The sequence below is a fragment of the Streptomyces sp. NPDC058985 genome, from assembly GCF_042740985.1.
Classification (GTDB): domain Bacteria; phylum Actinomycetota; class Actinomycetes; order Streptomycetales; family Streptomycetaceae; genus Streptomyces.
In genome coordinates this window covers 50,853-72,819 of sequence record NZ_JBHYJX010000017.1, presented here as the reverse complement: position 1 = coordinate 72,819, position 21,967 = coordinate 50,853, and the positions used below count along the sequence as shown (strand labels likewise).

Genomic DNA, 21,967 nt, shown 5'->3' with positions numbered 1-21,967 from the left:
CCCTGCCCGGCGACCTGAACTGCCGAGCGGTGACGGCCGGTTGTCCATCCTGCCACGCACAGCGACGCCCGTGGGGCGAGCGGTCCGCCGGAGCGTGACCGGTGCCACGTTCTCTGGCCTTACCATGGCGCGGTGCTGGTCAAGTGGATTCGCTGCACCGTGGTGGACCGCCGCGGTTTCGAGCGGGGGCAGCGGAAGTGGGCGGGGCTTCCGGGGGAGCCGGGATTTCGGGGACAGGGGGGCGGCTGGAGCCGACGGCATCCGGACGTGGCGCACGTCTTCGCGTTCTGGGAGAGCCGTGCCTTCTACGACTCCTTCATGGCCCGTTCCCACGACCGGCTGGCCTCCGCCCAGGTGGGCACCTTCAAGGACGCCCGCGTCAGGCTCTTCGACTACCGCTTCGACGTGAAGACGGGCTTCGAACCGCGCTTCACCGACGCCGACCTGCTGCGGGTGGCGCTCTGCCGGGTCCACGAGGAGCGGGCCGAGCACTACGTCCTCATGCAGGAGAAGGTCTGGAACCCCGCGATGGCCGGCTCGCCCGGCATGGTCCGCGGCCTGTTCGGCGAGGCCCCGGGGCACGAGTACCTCGTGCTGTCCATGTGGCGGTCGGCGGCCGAGCACGGCAAGTACCGCACCGAGCGCATCGAACGGCTCGCCCTGCGCGCCCAGACGGAGGCCGACATCGCGGCGCTGACCGGTGACGTCGTCCAGATGGAACCCACCTGGACCATTTGAGATCCGGACCCGCGCTCCCGCCGCCGGGTGTGGAAACTGTGTGACGTACGCCGTACGGCGCCCGTACGAGTGCTTGGTTCCGGCCGACTCGATCTAGGGTGCTGGCATGGCACGACCACGGCGCATCGTTCTCGTCCGGCACGGCGAATCGACCGGAAACGTCGATGACACCGTGTACGAGCGCGAACCCGACCACGCGCTGGCCCTCACCGACCGGGGCCGGGTGCAGGCGGAGGAGACCGGCAAGGGGCTGCGCGACGTCTTCGGCCGCGAGCGGGTCAGCGTGTACGTCTCCCCGTACCGCCGGACGCACGAGACGCTCCGCGCCTTCCACCTGAACCCCGGACTGATACGGATACGGGAGGAGCCCCGGCTGCGCGAGCAGGACTGGGGCAACTGGCAGGACCGCGACGACGTTCGCCTGCAGAAGGCCTACCGCGACGCCTACGGCCACTTCTTCTACCGCTTCGCCCAGGGGGAGTCCGGCGCCGACGTGTACGACCGGGTCGGCGGCTTCCTGGAGAGCCTCTTCCGCAGCTTCGAGGACCCCGACCACCCGCCGAACGTGCTGCTGGTGACCCACGGACTGGCCATGCGGCTGTTCTGCATGCGGTGGTTCCACTGGACGGTCGCGGAGTTCGAGTCCCTGTCCAACCCCGGGAACGCCGAGATGCGGATGCTCGTTCTCGGTGAGGACGGCAAGTACACCCTTGACCGGCCCTTCGAACGCTGGCGAGATCCGGAACCGTACGGGATCACCGGATAGAGTGGCAGGGCGATGACCGCTCATTCATCTCCTGACGGGCGCCTGGACCGGGCCCTGTCCAGCCTGCGCGGACTGTCGGTCGGCGACGCGCTGGGCTCCCAGTTCTTCGTACCCGCGAACTATCCGCTGCTGAAGCGCCGCGAGCTGCCGCCCGGCCTCTGGCAGTGGACGGACGACACGGAGATGGCCTGCTCCGTGGTCTCCGTCCTCGCCACCCACCAGCGCGTCGACCAGGACGCACTGGCCCTCTCCTTCGCCCGGCACCACGACTTCGACCGCGGCTACGGTCCCGCGGTCAACCGACTGCTGCGGCTGGTCCGCGAGGGCGGCGACTGGCGCGAGCTGGCCGCAGCCCTGTTCAACGGCCAGGGCTCGTGGGGCAACGGTGCCGCGATGCGCATCGCCCCGCTGGGCGCCTGGTACGCGGACGACCCGGAGCAGGCGACCCACCAGGCCGAGATCTCCGCCTACCCCACGCATCAGCACCGCGAGGCGGTGGTCGGCGCCATGGCGGTCGCCGCGGCCGCCGCACTGGCCGCGGACCCGGCCGGACCTCCCAAGGCGCACGCGCTCCTCGACGGGGTGATCGCCCTGGTGCCGAAGAGCGCGGTGGGTGCCGGACTCCGGCGCGCTCGGGACATGCTGGACTACGGCGACGCGGCCACGGTCGCGGCGGTCCTCGGCTGCGGCAGGCGTACGACCGCGCACGACACGGTGCCCTTCGCCCTGTGGTCCGCCGCCCGCGCCCTCGGGGACTACGAAACGGCCTTCTGGACCACCGCCCAGGTCGGCGGGGACGTGGACACGACCTGCGCGATCGTGGGCGGAGTGATCGCGGCCGGCACGGCGGGCGCGCCCCCGGCCGAGTGGGCGGGACGGGTCGAGGAGCTGCCCGAGTGGATGGCGGCGCGGTCCTAGTCGACTTCTCCCGCCCAGAGGGAACTCTCCGCGCGAAGTGGGAACTCTGCGTGCGGGACGGGAACTCTCCGTGCGGGACGGGAACTCTCCGTGACGACTCGCGCGTTGTCGAGACATCCGCTGCGCGCGGTCCGGCTCCCGGACGGGGCCGGGGGAGTCACGAGGGGGCGGGACATGGACGTGTTCGTACTGCCGACCGCCGGACGCCGACGACGGGGCGGACGCCGGGAGGCGGTTGAGACGCCGCCCGGTGCCCGCCCCCGCGGGAACATGTGGTCAGCCGACCCCCGGACCCGCCGAGCCGGACAGGGCCTCCAGGTCGCTCTTGCGGACCCGGATCACCAGCCATGCCGTGGCCAGGGCGAGTACGGCCATCGCCGCGGCCGGAATGAAGGCCGCCGAGATGCCCTGGGCCAGGACGTCGTGCCCCCACGGCGCCGGCAGCTGCTGCGTCTGGGCGAACTCGGCCTTCTGCTCCGGCGAGCCGTTGGTGAGGAAGTCCGGCACCTGCTTCTCCGTCTCGTCCCTGCTGGCCGTGCCGAAGACCGTGGTCAGGATGGCCAGGCCGATCGATCCGCCCACCTGCTGCATGGCGTTGAGCAGACCGGAGGCCGCGCCCGCCTCGTGCTGGGCGACCCCGGAGACCGCGGTCAGCGTCAGCGTCACGAAGTTCAGGCCCATGCCGAAGCCGAAGATCAGCATCGGCCCCAGCACACCGCCGACATAGGAGCTGTCGGAGCTGATGAGGGCCTGCCAGCCGAGTCCCACCGCGGCGAGCGCCGAGCCCACGATCATGAACGGCTTGGGTCCGAGGGCCGGCAGGAACCGCTGCGAGATCCCCGCGCCGAGCGCGATCACCACCGTGACCGGCAGGAAGGCCAGACCCGCCTCGATGGGGGTGTAGCCCAGCACGTTCTGGACGAACAGCACGATGTAGAAGAACATGCCGAACATCGCCGCGGCCAGGCTGAGCATGATCACGTACGTGCCCGAGCGGTTGCGGTCGGCGAACATCCGCAGCGGGGTGATCGGCTCCTTGGCCCGCGACTCGATGAACGCGAAGGACAGCAGCAGCACCACGGCCGCCACGAAGGAACCGATGGTCAGGCTGTCCCGCCAGCCGTCGTCCGCGGCCCGGATGAAGCCGTAGACGAGGGAGGCCATACCCGCCGTCGAGGTCACCGCACCGGCGATGTCGAAGCGGCCGGAGTGCCGCTCGGACTCACTGATGTACATCGGGGTGAGCACCGCGATCAGCACGCCGATCGGCACATTGACGAAGAGGACCCAGCGCCAGTCCAGCCACTCGGTGAGCATGCCGCCGGCCAGCAGACCGATGGCGCCACCGCCCGCGGACACGGCCGCGAAGACGCCGAAGGCCCGGTTGCGTTCCGGGCCCTCGGGGAAGGTGGTGGTTATGAGGGCGAGCGACGTGGGCGAGGCGATCGCGCCTCCCACACCTTGCAGGACGCGCGCCGCCAGCAGCTGCCAGGGTTCCTGGGCGAAGCCGCCGAGCAGCGAGGCGAAGGTGAACAGCAGGATGCCGGTCATGAAGACCCGGCGCCTGCCGAGGATGTCACCGGCTCGGCCACCGAGCAGGAGCAGGCCGCCGAAGGTGAGCGTGTAGGCGCTGACGACCCAGGTGAGGTCGGTGGTGCTGAACTTGAGCGCGTCTTGAATGTGCGGGAGTGCGATGTTCACAATCGTCGCGTCGAGTACCACCATGAGCTGGCAGGCCGCGATGACGGTGAGCGCGATGCCGGGATGCCCCTCCCGGCGGGCCGCTCCCGGCTTCTGGTCTCGGATCAGAGATGAGGTTGTCACTGTGTGTCCCCCACGAATCACTTAGTGAACGCCCGCGTTCACTGTTGCGTCAACGTTAGTGACTCCCCGACAGTGAACGCAACCGTTCACTTTTTGGCGTCGTCGTGTGTCCCGTCCCCCTTGTGGCCGCGCGGCGCTTCCCCAGCCCCCGAAACCCGCTGCACCCGCTTACTGGAGACCCGCGACATGGCTGCTTCGAACTGGGCGGCCGCCTCCGCCCAGACGTCCTCGCGGCGGCGTGGAGCCGTCCTCGAACGCGCGATCCTCGACGCCGCGCTGGAGCAACTCGGCACCGTCGGCTGGAACGGCCTCACGATGGAGGGCGTCGCCGCCGGAGCCCAGACCGGCAAGGCGGCGGTCTACCGGCGATGGCCGTCCAAGGAGGACCTCGTCGCCGACGCGCTGCGGTCCGGGCTGCCGCGCTTCGACACGGTGCCCGACCTCGGGAGCGTGCGCGAGGACCTGCTGGCACTCTGCCGCAGGGCGCGTGACGCGATGTACTCCCGGCCGGGGTCCGCCCTTCGCTCGGTCATTCACGAATGCGACAGCCTGCAGGCCGAGCGCTTCCACACGGTGATCTTCAAGGGCGTGGTCGAGCCGACGCTCGAGATGCTTCACGAGGTCATCAACCGTGGAATAGAGCGGGGAGAGGTCAGGCGCGACGCGGCCAACGGATACGTCTTCGACGCCATCCCGGCGATGATGATGTACCGCTCCAAGATTTGTGCAAGTGAATGGCCGGACCTGGAGCTGGAGGAAATGATCGACCAGTTGATGGTCCCGCTGCTGCGGCCCGACGGCGCCTGATCCTCGCCCTGGAGGGCCCCGGACCCGTTTGGGGAACCGGGGTGTCGCCGGGGGTTCCCAGCGGCGTACGCTAGGTGCGCCATGCCGTACGAACCACCCACACACACCGTCGAGCGCTCCCTTCGCGCCACGACCGGAGCGAAGATCATTGCCGGTGTCGACGAGGTGGGGCGCGGTGCGTGGGCCGGTCCCGTGACCGTCTGCGCCGCGATCACCGGACTGCGCCGGCCCCCGGCCGGCCTCACCGACTCCAAGCTGCTCACCATCAAGCGACGCACCGAACTCGCCGTCGAGTTGCGGACCTGGGTCACCTCCTACGCCCTGGGGCACGCCTCTCCCGAGGAGATCGACGCGATGGGGATGACCGCCGCGCTGCGACTGGCGGCAGTGCGCGCGCTGGAGACCCTGCCTGTCCGCCCCGACGCCGTCATCCTCGACGGCAAGCACGACTATCTCGGGGCGCCTTGGCGGGTCCGTACGGTGATCAAGGGTGACCAGTCCTGTGTGGCCGTCGCCGCGGCTTCGGTCCTGGCCAAGGTCCAGCGCGACAAAATGATGGCCGAACTGGGCATCGACCATGCAGACTTCGCTTTCGCGGACAACGCCGGGTATCCGTCACCCGTGCACCGGGCCGCACTGGAGGAGCGGGGGCCCACCCCGTACCACCGGTTGTCGTGGGCGTATCTTGATGCGCTGCCCCAGTGGCGGCACCTCAAGAAGGTCCGCAGTTGGGTGGAGGGAAGCGTTCCGGAAATCGAGGGTCAGCTCGGATTCGATTTCTGACGGTTCCGCTCACAGAGATGTGCCACCCGCCGACGCGAGTCGCACCAACGTTTGATAGATATCAGCTCATGCCTCTCATTCCCGAGGAGCCTCAGATTCACGAGAAGGCCCAGGGTCCCCGCGCCACTCCGGCCAGCGGCCGTACCGCGCCGACCCCTCGCCCCGTACCCGGCCCCCGTCCCGCGGCCCCGCCGCGCCCCGGTCGTCCCGGCCCGGTGCGGCCGACCGCGCCGGCGCAACGCGCGCCACGCGACACGACCACCACCAAGCCCGGACCCCCGGGTCCGGCAGCCCCGGCCGCTCCGGCCGCCCAAGCCGCTCCGGCGGCGAACGCGGCCACCGTCGCGGCCCCGCAGATCCAGCTGATCCCGGCCACCCCCGACGGCGCGCTCGACGCCGCCGAAGAGGCCGTGGACCTGCTGCTGGACTCGGGTCGTACCCCCGGTGACGTGCTGGTGCTCACCACGGGTGAACCGCACCCGTGGGCCGCTCACGAACTGTCCTTCGGCGACGCCGCCTACTGGGCGCAGCACGACGCGGGCGACGACGTCTTCTACGCGGACGCCGGCCTCGCGGAGCGTGCGGCCTCGCGGGCCGTGGTCGTGGTCGCGGTCAACGGCGGCCCCGAAGCGGCTGCCGCCCGCGCCCTCGGCGTGGCCCACACCCGGGCCGGTGCCCTGCTGATCGTCTGCGGGGACCCGCAGCGGATCAACTCGGTGCTGGGCGCGGGCGTCTGAGCCGTTTCCGCCGCCTGCGGCGGACGTCGGTCAGGGGTAGTGGCACGGTGGTCGCTGCGGCGTGCGCCTGTGCTTCCGTCCTTGGCTGACCAGGGTTCCATCGGTGCGGAACGCCGTGGTGTGCCTGCTCGGCGCACCACGGCGGCAACGTCGCGGCGCAGCGTGGTGTCCGTGGCGCTCAGCGAGCCGCCGCGCGGCGCAGTACCTCCGAGGCGACACCGCCGGTGCGGGGCGGCGGGGGAGGCGTCTCCGACGTGGCGAAGGGCTCCGGTGCCGACGCCGCGTTGGGCCGGCGCCCACCGCGGCCCTCGCCGAGGACCTGCCAGCCGTCCCGGGTCAGCGTGATGTACGCGCCGCAGCGCAGCCCGTGCAACGTGCAGGCGTCCCGCAGCCCCCACATCCACGCGCCGTCCTCCTCCGTCCAACGGGCGTCGCCGTCACGGCAGTAGAGCAGCACGGCGGTGCGCACCGGTGTGCGGCGCCGCAGGTCGTGCGGGATGACCCGGCGCAACTGCGAGAGCAGTGCGTTGCGGAACATCCAGCCGTCCGCCGGTGACCGGCGACTGGTGAACGAGGCGCTGGCGCGCAGCCGTTCGTCCGGGTCGAGTACGGCCACGATCGCGGTCGCCGGCCTGGGGCGGTGCCGCGAGTGGAGGCCGCTGACGACCTCCCGCGGATTGCGCAGCAGCGGGATTCCGGCGGCGGCCCATTCCGCCGGTTCGAGCAGGCGAGTGGCGGAAGCGGCGGACGAGGAAAACGAGGCGGCCGAGGACGGAGCGAATCCGAAGGTCACGTTCCTCCCTTCGGCTACGCGCCCACACTGCGGGCAGGGGTCGGATTCGGGGAGCGCGCACCGCAGTGAAGCCCAGCCGGATCACGGCCGGGCCGTGCGGGGAGCGGACTTCAATTCTTCCTGTCGAACTTGAATGCGGCAACGAGCAATTGGGACCGACGACCGTTATCTGCTGATGCGCGTCCTATATCCCTACCCGGAGTGCCGCCGGGTGACGCCTGGGACACGGCAGGCGCGCGGCGCGCACGATCACCCCTGGACCGCCAGGACGAGCGGCAGCACCCCCTGGGCGCCGGCGCGGCGGAGCAGCCGGGCGGCCACCGCGAGGGTCCAGCCGGTCTCGGTGCAGTCGTCCACGAGGAGAACCGGGCCGTCCAGCCCGCTGAGGGTCGTGGCGAGGGCGGGCGGCACCGTCAGCGCACCGTCCAGCGCCTTGAGCCGCTGTGCGCTGTTGCTGCGGGCGCCGCCGGGCGCCTCACCCGTGTACTCGACCGAACCGAGCAGCGGCAGTCTGCCGATCTCGGCGATCCGGGTACCGAGGGAGTGGATCAGCTCAGGCCGCGTGCGTGAGGCGACGGTCACCACGCCGGCGGGCCGTGGCTGGGCGTCGGCCGCGCCCGAGGCCCAGCCGCCGGGACCCTTCGCCCAGTCGGCCAGCACCGTCACGACGGCCTGGGCGACATCGTCCGGCACCGCACCGTCCGGCGCCTGGGCCGCGAGCATCGGCCGCAGCCGGTTGCCCCAGCCGATGTCGGACAGCCGGCCCAGCGCCCTGCCCGGCGCCGCCTGCTCCGCCGCCGGAATCCGGCCCTTCAGATCGACGCCGATCGCCGGAAGCCCCGTCGGCCACATACGGCGCGGCTCCACCTCGACACCGGCCCGCCCCAGATCGACCCGCGCGGCGTCGAGGGAGCCGGAGGAGGTGTCGGCGGTGAAACGCGGGCCCGCGCAGTTGTCGCACTGGCCGCAGGGCTTCGCGCCCTCGTCGTCCAACTGCCGTTGCAGGAACTCCATCCGGCACTCGGTCGTCGCGGCGTAGTCGCGCATGGACTGCTGCTCGGCCTTGCGCTGGCGCGCGACCCAGTCGTAGCGCTCCGCGTCGTACGTCCACGGCTGTCCGGTCGCGATCCAGCCCCCCTTGACCCGCTTGACCGCCCCGTCCACGTCGAGGACCTTCAGCATGGTCTCCAGGCGGGAACGGCGCAGCTCCACCAGCGGCTCCAACGCGGGCAGCGACAGCGGAAGCTCCGCGCGCGCGAGCACGTCGAGCGTGCGGCGGACCAGGTCCTCCGACGGGAAGGCCAGCGAGGCGAAGTACTGCCAGATCGCCTCGTCCTCCCTCCCGGGCAGCAGGAGCACCTCGGCGTGCTCGACGCCGCGCCCCGCGCGGCCGACCTGCTGGTAATACGCGATGGGGGAGGACGGCGAACCCAGGTGCACCACGAAACCCAGGTCGGGCTTGTCGAAGCCCATGCCGAGCGCAGAGGTGGCCACCAGCGCCTTGACCCGGTTGGCGAGCAGGTCGTCCTCGGCCTGTTGCCGGTCCGCGTTCTCGGTCTTGCCGGTGTAGGAGGCGACGGTGTGGCCGCGCTGCCGCAGGAAGGCGGTGACCTCCTCGGCGGCGGCCACGGTGAGCGTGTAGATGATGCCGGAACCCGGGAGCCGGTCGAGGTGGTCGGCGAGCCAGGCCATCCGGTGTGCGGCGTCGGACAGCCGCAGCACCCCCAGGCTGAGGCTCTCCCGGTCCAGCGGGCCGCGCAGCACCAGGGCGTCGGACGTGCCACCCGTGCCGAGCTGCTCCGCCACGTCGGCGGTCACCCGCGCGTTGGCCGTGGCCGTGGTCGCCAGGACGGGGACACCGGGCGGGAGGTCGGTGAGCATGGTGCGCAGCCGCCGGTAGTCGGGGCGGAAGTCGTGGCCCCAGTCGGAGATGCAGTGGGCCTCGTCCACCACGAGGAGTCCGGTCGCGGCGGAGAGCTTGGGCAGTACCTGGTCGCGGAAGTCCGGGTTGTTGAGCCGCTCGGGACTCACCAGCAGCACGTCGACCTCGCCCGCCGCGATCTCGTCCTGGACCGTGTCCCACTCCTCGGTGTTGGAGGAGTTGATGGTCCGGGCGCGGATGCCCGCCCGGGCAGCGGCCTCGACCTGGTTGCGCATCAGCGCGAGCAGCGGGGAGACGATCACCGTGGGTCCGGCGCCCCGGTCACGGAGCAGAGCGGTCGCCACGAAGTACACCGCGGACTTGCCCCACCCCGTGCGCTGCACGACCAGGGCCCGGCGCCGCTCGGCGACCAGCGCCTCGATCGCCCGCCACTGGTCCTCCCGCAGCCGGGCGCCGCCGGAGGCGTCCCCGACGAGACGGGCGAGGATCGCATCGGCCGCTGTCCGCAGATCCGCGTTGTTCGTGTGCTCCATGCGTTCCATACAACAGGACGGGACCGACAAGCGGGCGAGCTGTGGACGGGAGGCCGGCGCTGAGGCCGGCTCGGCGTCCAAGGTGACGTGTCCCTGATTGAAGTTATCCACAGGGTAAAGCGGAACATCTCGATCCGCGAGATCGTCGGGCCATGACGAACCACAGCGAAACGACGGGACCCTCCGACAGCGGTGACACCCCGCGCCCCGAGCGGCCGAGCCGAAAGCCCCTGACTTCGTACGAGGGTCCCGGTGGCGAGGGCCCCGGTGACGAGCACCAGGTCACCCTGCGCACCCCCGCCGAACTGGCCGACGCCCTGCCCTATCTCCTCGGCTACCGCCCGGAGGACAGCATCGTCCTGGCCGCCCTGCGGGACAGGGAGGGTCGTGGGCGCTTCGGCGGACGGGCGCGGCTCGGCATCCCCGCGAGTCCGGACGACTGGTCCTGCGCGGCCGGACAGCTGGTCCACGGCCTGGTCACCGGCAGCGAGCGCCGAGGCGTCCGTCCCGAGCAGATGGTCGCCTACCTCTGCCAGGAGCCGGCGCGGGGCGAGACCGGCCGCGACGTGATGGAGCGGCTGCGACCACTCGCCCAGCGCCTGCGTGTCGAGTGCGGCACGCTCGACGTGCCTGTGGTCGAGGCGCTGTGCATCTCGGCCGGACGCTTCTGGTCGTACTGCTGCGACGACGAGGCATGCTGCCCGGCCGAGGGCCTGCCGATGGGGCTGCCGGGGACCTCGGTGCTGGCCGCGGCGGCCACCTACGCGGGTATTCAGGTGCGCGGCTCGCTGAGCGACCTGCGCGCCAGGCTGCTGCCGGGGGAGAACGCGGTGGCGGACGAGCAGACCGCCGCCCTGGACACCGCCGCCACGACTCTGGTCGCGCGGATCCTCGACCCCGACGGCCGCTCGGAGGTGGCCCGGGAGACGCTGGAGACGGCGGAGCGGGTCATGCGACGGTTCGCCGGTGCCCCGCCGGTGTCCGGCATGCCGGCCGAGGATCTGCGCGACGACCACCTGCTCGGGCACGACGAGGCGGCGGCCCTGATCCTCGGCCTCCAGGACCGCACCACCCGCGACCGCGCGGCCGGGTGGATGGAGGGCGACGAGGCGGGACCCGCCCTGCGCCTCTGGCGGGCTCTCGCCCGTCGCTGCGTCGGACCGTACGGAGAACACGCGGCCGCGCCGCTCACCCTCGCGGGCTGGGTCGCCTGGTCCACGGGTGACGAACTGGAGGCACGCGAGGCGCTGGCCATGGCACTCGGGGCGGATTCCGACTACCTCTTCGCCCGGCTCCTGCACCAGGCGTGCAACGAGGGCCTGGATCCCGAGTCGATCCGCCGCTGTCTGCGCGCGGAGCGGGAGGACCGTCGCGGCGCGGACGTCAGCAGCCCCGCCGACGCCGAGCGGACCGGCGCGACCGGGTCCCGCGGGTCGGGTGAGCCCTCCGCTGCTCCACGGCCGCCGTCCGGCCGTCGGCGCCGCACGCGTTCCCTCGGCTCGGCGGACGGCACCCGGCGCCGTGCGAAGCCGCAGCACCGCGAGCCGAGGCCGGAGAACGGGCGCCCCCGCACCCCGTCCAGGGCTGAACGCTCCGGAGCCGGGCGGGGTGGACGGACGTGTTCGCGTACCCCCGGGACACCCGCCGAAGGAGGCGGCGGGTGAGGGCGAGGTCGAGGTCGCAAGTTGATCCTGACCTGGCATGACGTGGCCCAGCACGGTGATCGGGAGGAGACGGTGCGGTGCCTGTCGGACTGATGTGGATCAGCGTGGGAAGGGGTCGGGGAAGGGAGTGTTTATCGTCAGGCAGACGACTATGATCGCCGCATGCCCTACGACCCGTCAGCCTTTCCGCCCTTCGCCGTCACTGTGGACCTGGTCGTACTGACCGTGCGCCGTCACTCCCTGTGTGCGCTGGCGGTGCGCAGGGGGGAGCCGCCGTTCCAGGGCCGCTGGGCCCTGCCCGGAGGCTTCGTACGCGCGGATGAGGATCTGGCGCAGGCGGCGGCGCGCGAGCTTGCCGAGGAGACGGGGCTGTGCGTCCACGACCCGGCCGCGCCCACCCAGGACCACGGTGCCCACCTGGAGCAGCTCGCCACGTACGGCGACCCCGAGCGCGACCCCCGGATGCGCGTGGTCAGCGTCGCCCACCTCGCGCTCGCCCCCGACCTCCCCGCACCGCGCGCGGGCGGTGACGCCAGCAACGCACGCTGGGCGCCGGTCGAGGAACTGCTGGAACAGAGCGGCTGGGGCCGGGTGGGCGAGCCTCTGGCGCCGCTCGCCTTCGACCACGCCCAGATCCTGGCGGACGGGGTGGAGCGGGCCCGCTCCAAGATCGAGTACTCCTCGCTGGCGACCGCGTTCTGCCCGCCCGAGTTCACCGTCGGCGAGCTGCGCCGTGTCTACGAGGCGGTGTGGAGCGTTGCCCTCGACCCGCGCAACTTCCACCGCAAGGTGACGGGCACGCCCGGATTCCTCGTCCCCACCGGGGGTACGACCACCCGTCAGGGCGGCCGTCCCGCCCAACTCTTCCGGGCGGGCGGCGCGACGCTTCTCAACCCCCCGATGCTGCGTCCCGAGGTGTGAGGGTTCCTCGCCCCCGATAGGCCCTGCGGTGCCCGAAAAAACGGATATGGCACGCTATCTTGCTGCGGGTGATCCAGGCCTTCGGACTGACCAGCAACCCCCGCAAGGAGCTTCCGCCCGCCGTCGACGACGTCTCCTTCGAAGTGCGCGCGGGCCGCGTCACCGCACTGCTCGGAGCGTCGGGCGCCGGTAAGACGACAGCGCTCAGACTGATGCTCGAACTGCAACACGGTCGCGGGCTCACCTACTTCAGAGGCCGCCCCCTGCACCGCATCGCCCACCCCTCGCGCGAGGTCGGCGTACTGCTCGGTGACGTTCCGGGACATCCGGCCCGCACCGTGCGTGGCCACCTCCGCATGCTGTGCGCGGCGGCGGGCGTCCCGGTCCAGCGGGCGGACGACGTCATGGAGTCGGTCGGACTCGTGAGCCTGCGCGACGAACGCCTCGGCACCCTGTCGCGGGGCATGGACCGACGCCTCGGACTGGCCTGCGCGCTGGTCCCCGACCCGCACACCCTGGTGTTCGACGACCCGGCGGGCGCACTCGCCGCGCGCGAGGCCCGCTGGCTGCACGACGCCCTGCGCGCGCACGCCGTCCAGGGCGGCACCGTCCTGTTCAGCACCGCGGACCCCAAGGAGGCCGCGCGCGCCGCCGACCACGTCGTCACGCTGGAACAGGGTCGGGTCGTCGCCGACCAGGAGGCGGCGGACTTCTCCCGCACCCGGCTGCGCCCACGCGTCGCCGTCCGCAGCCCGCACGCCGCGCGCCTCGGCGCCCTGCTGGCCCAAGAGGCCCGCTCGGCACGGCGTTCCGTCGAGGTCGTGCGCGAGGGCGGCAACCGGCTCGCGGTGTACGGCAGCACCTGCGCGGACATCGGCGAGACCGCCTTCCGGCACGGGATCCTCGTCCATCAACTCGCCGACGAGGTAGGCGACATGGGGCCCGGCGCCGGCGCCGGTGCCGGGTCCGGTGCCGGCGACAGCAGCGGTGCCTGTGCGGACTCCGGGGCCGGCGCGGCCGTTCCCCCGGCGCGTCACCGGGCGGCGGACGGCGAGCGGGCACCGGCCCCCCGCAGGCCGACCGTCACCCGGCCCTCACCCACGGGCCCACCGCGCCCGACTGCCGCCACCGATTCACCGGCGTCCGAGCGGTCGTCGGCCGATTCTGCGGCGGTCGAATCCTCGGCGATGGATCCCGCGGCGACGGATCCTGCGGGGACCGGACCCTCGACGGGCGAGCTGCCGGGGAACGGTCCCGCGGCGACCGATCGACCGGCGACCGAACCACAAGCGGCACAGTCACCGGCGGTCGACCGGCGCGTGGCCCCGCTGCCGCCGACGGATCCTTCGTCGCCCCCCTCCGACGCTCCCCGCGCCGACGCCCCGCAGCCGCCCCCGGACAACCACCCCACCGTCACCGGCGACCAGGCATCCTCCACCAGCGACGACCGGACGTCCCCCGCCGGGGACCGGCGTCCCGAAGCCGCCAAGTCCACTGCCGTCGAAGCTTTTGCGCCTCCTGCGCCTCCTGCGGCTCCCGCGCCTCCCGCGCCCCCCGGGATTTCCGACTCCACCGACCGCCCCCGGCCCACCCAGCGCACGTACGCCGCCCTCACCCCCGGCGCGGCGTCCGTGCTGCCGCCGCCCATCTCCGTGCGCTCCGCCCCCAGCCCGCTCCGTCCGCTCCGCTACGAGATCCGGCGCGCGGTCGGCATCAGCACCGGGTTCGTCGTCGTCGCCGTCGTGCTCGTCGTGTCCGCCGTCATGGCCGTCGTCCTCGCGCGGGTCGGCCACACCCCCCAGGCGCGGCTCCTGGCGGCGTGGCCGCGGGAACTGCCCCTGCCGCCCGCGGCACTCGGCGCGGGGCTGCTCGGGGCGCTCGCCTTCGGTGACGAGTTCCGCCACCCCGCCCTGGCGGCGGATCGCGGCACGGTGCCGCGCAGGCTGGGGCTGCTGACCGCGAAACTGCTCGTGTCCGCCGCCGCCGCACTCGTGCTGGCCGCCCTGACGGCCGGCTGCAACGCCGAAGTGCTCCATCTCTTCTACGGGCGAGAACTCGCGCGAATCCCCGCAGACTGGTCCGTGCTGGGCGCCGGTTGGGCCGGGCTCGTCGTCGGGTGCGCCTGGTCCGGTGTGCTCGCCGCGGGCCTCTTCCGTTCCACCACCGCCGGACTCGCCGCGGTGGTCGCCGTACCGGTCGTCGTCGTGCCGCTCGTACAGAAGGTCTGGGAGGGTCCGGACGTACGGACCGCGGCCGGACTTCCGTTGCGGGTGCGCGAGGTCCTCCTGACGCAGTGGCCCTTCGGGGGCGAGCGCTATGTGGCAGAGGTGCTGCGCGTCGTCGTCCAACCGGTGGGCGGTGCAATGACGTTGTCGCTGGCCGCTCTGCTCTGCGCCTTCCTGCTCACGACCCTGCGCAGCAGGGTCCGGTGACGGTCGTCGCGCTCTTCCGGTCCGACCCTGCGCGCAAGTCCCCGGGGAAAGCCCATTTCTTTCCGATAAGGCGTCAATTGCGACGGGGTGAGCGATCACCCTTTCGTGTGCTTTTCACCAAAGACCTCAAGGGAGTTGGGAACGGCGCCGACAAAGGATGCGTGAGTACCCTTGCGCACACCATGATGACCGCCGCCCGCTCCGCCGACTCCGGCCTCGCGAACCCGGGCGAACTCGACCGCTACCCCTACGCGGAGACGCCCGCCGTCGACCGCGTCGGGACGCCCTCCTGGGAAGGGGTGGAACCCGAGCTGGGGCGCGTGGGCCGGCGCACCGCGGGCAACCGTGGCCGCGGACTGCACGGGCAACTCGTCCAGCAGCTCGGCCAGATGATCGTTTCGGGTGACCTCGGTGCCGACCGCCCGCTGGTGCCCGAGGAGATCGGCCAGCGTTTCGAGGTGTCCCGAACCGTGGTCCGGGAGTCCCTCCGGGTGCTGGAGGCCAAGGGCCTGGTCAGCGCGCGCCCGAACGTGGGCACGCGCGTGCGCCCCGTGAGTGACTGGAACCTCCTCGACCCCGACATCATCGAGTGGCGTGCCTTCGGGCCGCAGCGCGACGACCAGCGCCGCGAGCTGAGCGAGCTGCGCTGGACGATCGAGCCGCTCGCCGCGCGCCTGGCCGCCGGGCACGGGCGCGAGGATGTGCAGCAGCGCCTGTCGGACATGGTCGGGATCATGGGCCACGCCATGGGGCAGGGTGACGCGCTGACCTTCTCGCGCGCCGACGCCGAGTTCCACACACTGCTCATCCAGGTCGCCGGGAACCGCATGCTGGACCACCTCTCGGGCATCGTCTCCGCCGCCCTCCATGTCTCCGGCGGCCCGGTCACGGGCTGTGACCGGCCGAACGATGTGTCGCTGGCCCAGCACGGCAGGATCGTCGACGCCCTCGCCGCGGGCGACGGCGCAGCGGCCGAGGCCGCCATGCGCCAGCTTCTGACCGTCCACCCCGAGGTGGAACGCGTGGTGCCCGCCCCCCGCGAGCACTGACCGCGTCCCGCCGGATCGGCGCGGTCCGGGCACGCCAAACCCCTCCTGTGGCAGTGACCGGGCGAGCGTCGCCACCGTCGGACCCCGTGGAGTCCTCCGTGACACCACGGGGTCCGACCGTGTGATGAGAGGCTTAGCCTTCCCGCTCGGTCGAATCGTGTGAGTTGATGGCCTTGTTTATCCGCGTATGACCGGATTTGATTGCTTACGGGGTGTGACTCGGGCCACGCGGATTGGGCGTAACGCTCCTGGGAACAACACGATGACCTAAGAGGTGACAGCCGCGGAGGGAATACGGGCGCCGTTCAGGGCGCTGTGCATCTCCCCCGGCGCCGCCCGCACCGTCGGCCCATCCCCAAGCCGGTGGTCGGCTCCAGTCCGCCGTGGACGGGGCCGGAAGCCGTTTTCCAACGTTCCGAGAGGTTGTTCGTGTCGGCCAGCACATCCCGTACGCTCCCGCCGGAGATCGCCGAGTCCGTCTCTGTCATGGCGCTCATTGAGCGGGGAAAGGCTGAGGGGCAGATCGCCGGCGACGACGTGCGTCGGGCCTTCGAAGCTGACCAGATTCCGGCCACTCAGTGGAAGAACGTACTGCGCAGCCTCAACCAGATCCTCGAGGAAGAGGGTGTGACGCTGATGGTCAGTGCCGCAGAGCCCAAGCGCACCCGAAAGAGCGTCGCAGCGAAGAGCCCCGCCAAGCGCACCGCCACGAAGGCGGTCGCGGCGAAGGCGGTGCCCGGCAGGAAGGCCGCCGCTCCCGCCACCCCGACGGCGCCGGCCCCCGAGCCCGCCGCCGAGGAAGAGGTGGAGGCGCCCGCGAAGAAGGCGGCGGCCAAGAAGACCACCGCCAAGAAGGCGGCGGTCAAGAAGACGACCGCCAAGAAGACCGCGGCCAAGAAGACCACCGCCAAGAAGGAAGACGGCGATCTTCCCGAGGACGAGGCGATCGAGGAGCCGAAGGCCGCGACAGAGGAGCCCGAGGGCACCGAGAACGCGGGCTTCGTGCTGTCCGACGACGACGAGGACGACGCCCCGGCCCAGCAGGTGGCCGCCGCCGGTGCCACCGCCGACCCGGTCAAGGACTACCTGAAGCAGATCGGCAAGGTCCCCCTGCTCAACGCCGAGCAGGAGGTCGAGCTCGCCAAGCGCATCGAGGCCGGCCTGTTCGCCGAGGACAAGCTGGCGAACTCCGACAAGCTCGCGCCCAAGCTCAAGCGCGAGCTGGAGATCATCGCCGAGGACGGGCGCCGCGCCAAGAACCACCTCCTGGAGGCCAACCTCCGCCTGGTGGTCTCCCTGGCCAAGCGCTACACCGGCCGCGGCATGCTCTTCCTGGACCTCATCCAGGAGGGCAACCTCGGTCTGATCCGCGCGGTGGAGAAGTTCGACTACACCAAGGGCTACAAGTTCTCCACGTACGCCACCTGGTGGATCCGTCAGGCGATCACCCGCGCGATGGCCGACCAGGCCCGCACCATCCGTATCCCGGTGCACATGGTCGAGGTCATCAACAAGCTGGCCCGTGTGCAGCGCCAGATGCTCCAGGACCTGGGCCGCGAGCCCACCCCGGAGGAGCTGGCCAAGGAACTCGACATGACCCCGGAGAAGGTCATCGAGGTCCAGAAGTACGGTCGCGAGCCCATCTCGCTGCACACCCCGCTGGGCGAGGACGGCGACAGCGAGTTCGGTGACCTCATCGAGGACTCCGAAGCGGTCGTCCCGGCCGACGCGGTCAGCTTCACCCTCCTGCAGGAGCAGCTGCACTCCGTTCTCGACACCCTGTCCGAGCGCGAGGCAGGCGTCGTCTCCATGCGCTTCGGTCTCACCGACGGTCAGCCGAAGACCCTCGACGAGATCGGCAAGGTGTACGGCGTCACGCGCGAGCGCATCCGCCAGATCGAGTCCAAGACCATGTCGAAGCTGCGTCACCCGTCGCGCTCCCAGGTGCTGCGCGACTACCTCGACTAGGACTCGTCGTACGAGCGACAAGGCCCGGTTCCGGCACAGCGGAACCGGGCCTTCGTGTTGATCAGCGGGTGCGTGTCCGGGCGTACTGGATCACTCTGGGTGTCCCACGACCACCTAGGAGTGAGGAGCCCGCATGCGTCGCCTCTTTGCCCGGGCACTGGCCCGGCCGCTGGTCCTGGCGGCCGCGGCGACCGCGATACCGCTGGGATCAGCCGCCCCCGCGTCCGCCGACAGCATCGTCGTCGGGGGCTTTCCGGTCGAAGTCTCCGACAGTCCATGGACCGTCGCCCTGTCCAGCCGTGACCGGTTCGGAGGTGCGCGGGCGGGTCAGTTCTGCGGGGGAGTGGCCGTCGGCCGGACCACCGTCCTGACGGCCGCCCACTGCCTGGGGGAGGAAGTGCTCGGCTCGCCGCCGGAGCAGGTGGACGACCTGAAGGTCATCGTCGGCCGGACGGACCTGATGTCGGACCAGGGCCAGGAGATCCGCGTCCGCGCCGTCTGGGTCAACCCGGGCCACGACGACGCCAGCAACGCCGGCGACTTCGCGGTACTCACCCTCTCCGAAGCCCTGCCCGCCGACTCGGTCATAGGGATGGCGGCCGAGGGCGACCCGGCCTACACGCCGGAGACGGGAGCACTCGTGTACGGCTGGGGCGACGCCTCGGGGGCCGGGGACTACGCGAACGGCTTGCGGGCGGCACGCGTGCGCGTCCTCCCCGACGCGAGCTGTCAGCGGGCGTACCCGGGGAGTGACGAGGGGCGCTACCTCGCGGGCAGCATGCTCTGCGCGGGCGAGGACGTCGGCGGGCGGGACGCCTGCCAGGGGGACAGTGGGGGGCCGCTGGTCGGCCAGGGCAGGCTCATCGGCCTGGTGTCCTGGGGGAGCGGCTGCGGGCGCCCGGGCAGCCCCGGGGTGTACACGCGCGTCTCCTCGATGCTGCGGACGCTCGGCTGGGACAGGCCCGTAGCCGCCGCCGAGCGACGGCAGGAGGCGCCTGACGGCCGCTGAGGGCCCTTGGGGCACGAGCACGGGCGGCCGCCTCCGGCTTCCGGAGGCGGCCGCCCGTTCATCGGCCTAGCGCCGATTCGGCTCGTCGTCGGGCGCGTAGTGTCAGCGCTCTTCCTCGGGGGAAGAAGCCGGAACGGCTGTGAGCCGCTCCGTCTCGTCCTGTATCTCAGCGGCGATCTTCTTGAGTTCCGGCTCGAACTTGCGCCCGTGGTGGGCGCAGAAGAGCAGTTCTCCGCCGCTCAGCAGGACGACGCGCAGGTATGCCTGGGCGCCGCAGCGGTCGCAGCGATCGGCGGCCGTCAGCGGGCTTGCGGAAGTCAGAACAGTAGTCACGTCGCCTCTTCTCTAGCTCGACGAGCTGTCGTACCAGGGTCAACATCCAACCAGCCCCAAAACGTTCCCGCTCGTGGCTTTTCCTCGAAAAAACTTTCCGAGGGGCCGGCTGTTGCCGATTGGCGGCGAATGTGCCGTATTGCGTGTCTCTGTGTCGTACGGGTTCGCGCGGTCGGTCAGTGTCGGTCCGGCCGGCTGGGTTGCCGGTTTGTTCATGAGGACGTGCCCGGAGCCTAAATGGTTCATGCCTCGAAGGGAACGTGATGTGTACTTCACCCCATCGAGGGATCGAACAGGCATACGACTCTGGACTAGGGTGAGACGGCGACGAGGGTGGCGTTGCAACGGCTCTACCAGGGCTCGGTACCCTCTGACCGGTGAACCGAGCCGCGCCCTTACCCAGCGGGGCCCCATCTGAAATTCAGCGAGGAGCGAACCGCGTGACCGCCGAGACATCCGTGCCGTCCACTGCGCTGCTGGCAGGAGCAGACCGGGACGGATCCAACTACACCGCGCGGCACCTGCTCGTCCTCGAGGGGCTCGAGGCCGTACGCAAGCGTCCGGGCATGTATATCGGATCCACCGACAGCCGCGGCCTGATGCACTGCCTGTGGGAGATCATCGACAACTCCGTCGACGAGGCCCTGGGCGACTACTGCGACCACATCGAAGTGATCCTCCACGACGACGGTTCGGTGGAGGTCCGGGACAACGGCCGGGGCATCCCCGTCGACGTCGAGCCCAAGACCGGCCTCTCCGGCGTCGAGGTCGTCATGACCAAGCTGCACGCCGGCGGCAAGTTCGGCGGCGGCTCGTACGCCGCCTCCGGCGGTCTGCACGGCGTCGGTGCCTCCGTGGTGAACGCCCTGTCGGCCCGCCTGGACATCGAGGTGGACCGCGGCGGCCACACCCACGCCATCAGCTTCCGGCGCGGTGTCCCCGGCGCCTTCACGGGGACGGGTGCGGACGCCAAGTTCGAGGCGAAGAACGGGCTGCGCAAGGCCAAGAAGATCCCCAAGACCCGCAGCGGCACCCGCGTGCGCTACTGGGCCGACCGCCAGATCTTCCTCAAGGACGCCAAGCTCTCCCTGGACACGCTGCACCAGCGGGCCCGCCAGACCGCCTTCCTGGTGCCCGGACTGACCATCGTCGTCCGGGACGAGCTCGGCCTCGGTGACGGCGGCAGCAAGGGCGAGGAGTCGTTCCGCTTCGACGGCGGCATCAGCGAGTTCTGCGAGTTCCTGGCCGGTGACCGGCCCGTCTGCGACGTCCTCCGCTTCAGCGGTCAGGGCAGCTTCAAGGAGACGGTCCCGGTGCTCGACGAGCACGGCCAGATGACGCCCACCGAGGTCACCCGCGACCTCGGTGTCGACGTCGCCATGCGCTGGGGCACCGGCTACGACACCACGCTCCGGTCCTTCGTCAACATCATCGCCACCCCGAAGGGCGGCACCCACGTCGCCGGCTTCGAGCAGGCGGTGACGAGGACGATGAACGAGGTGCTGCGGACCAAGAAGATGCTGCGCGTCGCCGAGGACGACGTCGTCAAGGACGACGCCCTGGAAGGGCTCACGGCGGTCGTCACGGTCCGGCTCGCGGAGCCGCAGTTCGAGGGCCAGACCAAGGAGGTCCTCGGTACCTCGGCGGCCCGCCGGATCGTGAACAACGTCATCACCAAGGAACTCAAGGCGTTCCTGACCTCCACCAAGAGGGACGCCGCCCAGCAGGCCCGCGTGGTGATGGAGAAGGCCGTCGCGGCGGCGCGGACCCGCATCGCCGCCCGCCAGCACAAGGACGCACAGCGCCGCAAGACGGCCCTGGAGTCCTCCTCGCTGCCGGCGAAGCTCGCGGACTGCCGCAGTGACGACGTCGACCGCAGCGAGCTCTTCATCGTCGAGGGAGACTCCGCGCTGGGTACGGCGAAGCTCGCCCGGAATTCGGAGTTCCAGGCGCTGCTGCCGATCCGCGGCAAGATCCTCAACGTGCAGAAGTCGTCCGTGACCGACATGCTCAAGAACGCCGAGTGCGGAGCGATCATCCAGGTCATAGGAGCGGGGTCGGGCCGCACCTTCGACATCGACGCGGCTCGCTACGGCAAGATCATCATGATGACCGACGCCGATGTCGACGGCTCCCACATCCGCACCCTGCTGCTCACCCTGTTCCACCGCTACATGCGGCCCATGGTGGAGGCCGGCCGGGTCTTCGCCGCCGTGCCGCCGCTGCACCGCATCGAGCTGATCCAGCCGAAGAAGGGCCAGGACAAGTACGTCTACACGTACTCGGACCGCGAGCTGCGGGACAGGCTCATGGAGTTCCAGAGCAAGAACATCCGGTACAAGGACTCCATCCAGCGGTACAAGGGTCTGGGCGAGATGGACGCCGACCAGCTCGCGGAGACGACCATGGACCCCCGGCGCCGCACGCTGCGCCGGATCAACCTGACCGACCTGGAATCCGCCGAGCAGGTCTTCGACCTGCTGATGGGCAATGACGTCGCTCCGCGCAAGGAGTTCATCTCCAACTCGGCGGCGACGCTGGACCGGTCGCGCATCGACGCGTGACCACGCTCAGCCGCTGAAGCCGGGCCCGGGATCCGTATCCGGGCCCGGCACTGTTTTCTCCACCCAGGGGTGGAGTTCTCGGCCGTGCCGGGCTCCACCCATGATCCACCCGGGCTCCGATCCCGTGGCCTCGCCGTTTCCGTAACGTCGAAGGCGTCGGCGGGATCCGCCGCCGGCACATCCTTCTCCCGCTCACGGAGGCATGATGTCCGGGCCGCGCGCCGCTCTCGGATTCTGCCAGGACTG

Annotated in this window: 17 protein-coding genes; 13 read left to right on the top strand and 4 right to left on the bottom strand. The window is 71.2% G+C overall.

The window, feature by feature from the left end:
• The first annotated feature begins 132 nt into the window (after window positions 1-132).
• The 3 genes from ACFW01_RS17580 (at window position 133) to ACFW01_RS17570 (ending at window position 2,422) form a co-directional block, all read left to right on the top strand.
• The gene (locus tag ACFW01_RS17580) at window positions 133-738 is read left to right on the top strand and encodes a YdbC family protein (protein WP_234958466.1); all 606 of its coding nucleotides are present in this window, start codon (window positions 133-135) and stop codon (window positions 736-738) included.
• Between the two features lie 106 nt (window positions 739-844).
• Entirely contained in the window at window positions 845-1,504 is a 660-nt protein-coding gene (locus tag ACFW01_RS17575; protein WP_234958467.1) for a histidine phosphatase family protein, read from the top strand.
• Between the two features lie 12 nt (window positions 1,505-1,516).
• Complete coding sequence (locus ACFW01_RS17570; protein ID WP_234958468.1) at window positions 1,517-2,422, top strand: ADP-ribosylglycohydrolase family protein; 906 nt, start codon at window positions 1,517-1,519, stop codon at window positions 2,420-2,422.
• Between the two features lie 276 nt (window positions 2,423-2,698).
• Here ACFW01_RS17570 and ACFW01_RS17565 read toward each other — a convergent pair whose 3' ends face one another.
• Complete coding sequence (locus ACFW01_RS17565; RefSeq protein WP_384504412.1) at window positions 2,699-4,246, bottom strand: MFS transporter; 1,548 nt, start codon at window positions 4,244-4,246, stop codon at window positions 2,699-2,701.
• A gap of 186 nt (window positions 4,247-4,432) precedes the next feature.
• Here ACFW01_RS17565 and ACFW01_RS17560 point away from each other — a divergent pair, with 186 nt between their 5' ends.
• From ACFW01_RS17560 to ACFW01_RS17550, 3 genes are all read left to right on the top strand, one after another.
• On the top strand, window positions 4,433-5,053 hold the full coding sequence (locus ACFW01_RS17560) for a TetR/AcrR family transcriptional regulator (RefSeq protein WP_384504410.1): 621 nt from the start codon (window positions 4,433-4,435) through the stop codon (window positions 5,051-5,053).
• Between the two features lie 81 nt (window positions 5,054-5,134).
• A complete protein-coding gene (locus ACFW01_RS17555; protein WP_161328815.1) occupies window positions 5,135-5,836 on the top strand; it encodes a ribonuclease HII in 702 nt (233 codons plus the stop codon).
• A gap of 68 nt (window positions 5,837-5,904) precedes the next feature.
• Window positions 5,905-6,573 carry a hypothetical protein gene (locus tag ACFW01_RS17550; protein ID WP_234958470.1) on the top strand — a complete coding sequence of 223 codons (669 nt, stop codon included), beginning with the start codon at window positions 5,905-5,907 and terminating at the stop codon, window positions 6,571-6,573.
• Window positions 6,574-6,751: 178 nt separating this feature from the next.
• Here the strand turns inward: ACFW01_RS17550 and ACFW01_RS17545 are convergent, their stop codons facing one another.
• Window positions 6,752-7,366, bottom strand: a complete 615-nt coding sequence (locus tag ACFW01_RS17545) for a hypothetical protein (RefSeq protein ID WP_122618494.1) — start codon at window positions 7,364-7,366, stop codon at window positions 6,752-6,754.
• A gap of 249 nt (window positions 7,367-7,615) precedes the next feature.
• Complete coding sequence (locus ACFW01_RS17540) at window positions 7,616-9,781, bottom strand: RecQ family ATP-dependent DNA helicase (RefSeq protein ID WP_384504407.1); 2,166 nt, start codon at window positions 9,779-9,781, stop codon at window positions 7,616-7,618.
• Window positions 9,782-9,933: 152 nt separating this feature from the next.
• Here ACFW01_RS17540 and ACFW01_RS17535 point away from each other — a divergent pair, with 152 nt between their 5' ends.
• The 6 genes from ACFW01_RS17535 to ACFW01_RS17510 all read left to right on the top strand — a co-directional run bounded on the left by ACFW01_RS17535 (window position 9,934) and on the right by ACFW01_RS17510 (window position 18,824).
• On the top strand, window positions 9,934-11,445 hold the full coding sequence (locus tag ACFW01_RS17535; protein WP_384504405.1) for a DUF4192 domain-containing protein: 1,512 nt from the start codon (window positions 9,934-9,936) through the stop codon (window positions 11,443-11,445).
• 162 nt (window positions 11,446-11,607) lie between these two features.
• Window positions 11,608-12,366, top strand: coding sequence for an NUDIX domain-containing protein (locus ACFW01_RS17530; protein ID WP_384504403.1), 759 nt, complete (start codon window positions 11,608-11,610; stop codon window positions 12,364-12,366).
• Window positions 12,367-12,434: 68 nt separating this feature from the next.
• Window positions 12,435-14,798 carry an ATP-binding cassette domain-containing protein gene (locus ACFW01_RS17525; protein WP_384504401.1) on the top strand — a complete coding sequence of 788 codons (2,364 nt, stop codon included), beginning with the start codon at window positions 12,435-12,437 and terminating at the stop codon, window positions 14,796-14,798.
• A 161-nt stretch (window positions 14,799-14,959) separates the two neighbouring features.
• Window positions 14,960-15,847, top strand: coding sequence for a sporulation transcriptional regulator WhiH (gene whiH, locus ACFW01_RS17520; RefSeq protein ID WP_161328821.1), 888 nt, complete (start codon window positions 14,960-14,962; stop codon window positions 15,845-15,847).
• Window positions 15,848-16,276: 429 nt separating this feature from the next.
• The gene (locus ACFW01_RS17515; protein ID WP_161328822.1) at window positions 16,277-17,815 is read left to right on the top strand and encodes an RNA polymerase sigma factor; all 1,539 of its coding nucleotides are present in this window, start codon (window positions 16,277-16,279) and stop codon (window positions 17,813-17,815) included.
• A 133-nt stretch (window positions 17,816-17,948) separates the two neighbouring features.
• Entirely contained in the window at window positions 17,949-18,824 is an 876-nt protein-coding gene (locus tag ACFW01_RS17510) for a S1 family peptidase (protein WP_384504399.1), read from the top strand.
• A 102-nt stretch (window positions 18,825-18,926) separates the two neighbouring features.
• On the opposite strand, the gene ACFW01_RS17505 is transcribed toward ACFW01_RS17510, so the two are convergent.
• Window positions 18,927-19,157 carry a hypothetical protein gene (locus ACFW01_RS17505; RefSeq protein WP_122618489.1) on the bottom strand — a complete coding sequence of 77 codons (231 nt, stop codon included), beginning with the start codon at window positions 19,155-19,157 and terminating at the stop codon, window positions 18,927-18,929.
• A 440-nt stretch (window positions 19,158-19,597) separates the two neighbouring features.
• Between ACFW01_RS17505 and ACFW01_RS17500 the strand changes: the two genes are divergently transcribed.
• Complete coding sequence (locus ACFW01_RS17500; protein ID WP_384504397.1) at window positions 19,598-21,721, top strand: type IIA DNA topoisomerase subunit B; 2,124 nt, start codon at window positions 19,598-19,600, stop codon at window positions 21,719-21,721.
• Window positions 21,722-21,967: the final 246 nt, after the last annotated feature.

Bases quoted from the DNA above. Each gene is read 5' to 3' on its own strand.
- ACFW01_RS17575 (WP_234958467.1), top strand. From the start codon at position 845: ATGGCACGACCACGGCGCATCGTTCTCGTCCGGCACGGCGAATCGACC.
- ACFW01_RS17570 (WP_234958468.1), top strand. From the start codon at position 1,517: ATGACCGCTCATTCATCTCCTGACGGGCGCCTGGACCGGGCCCTGTCC.
- ACFW01_RS17560 (WP_384504410.1), top strand. From the start codon at position 4,433: ATGGCTGCTTCGAACTGGGCGGCCGCCTCCGCCCAGACGTCCTCGCGG.
- ACFW01_RS17555 (WP_161328815.1), top strand. From the start codon at position 5,135: ATGCCGTACGAACCACCCACACACACCGTCGAGCGCTCCCTTCGCGCC.
- ACFW01_RS17550 (WP_234958470.1), top strand. From the start codon at position 5,905: ATGCCTCTCATTCCCGAGGAGCCTCAGATTCACGAGAAGGCCCAGGGT.
- ACFW01_RS17540 (WP_384504407.1), bottom strand. From the start codon at position 9,781: ATGGAGCACACGAACAACGCGGATCTGCGGACAGCGGCCGATGCGATC.
- ACFW01_RS17535 (WP_384504405.1), top strand. From the start codon at position 9,934: ATGACGAACCACAGCGAAACGACGGGACCCTCCGACAGCGGTGACACC.
- ACFW01_RS17530 (WP_384504403.1), top strand. From the start codon at position 11,608: ATGCCCTACGACCCGTCAGCCTTTCCGCCCTTCGCCGTCACTGTGGAC.
- ACFW01_RS17510 (WP_384504399.1), top strand. From the start codon at position 17,949: ATGCGTCGCCTCTTTGCCCGGGCACTGGCCCGGCCGCTGGTCCTGGCG.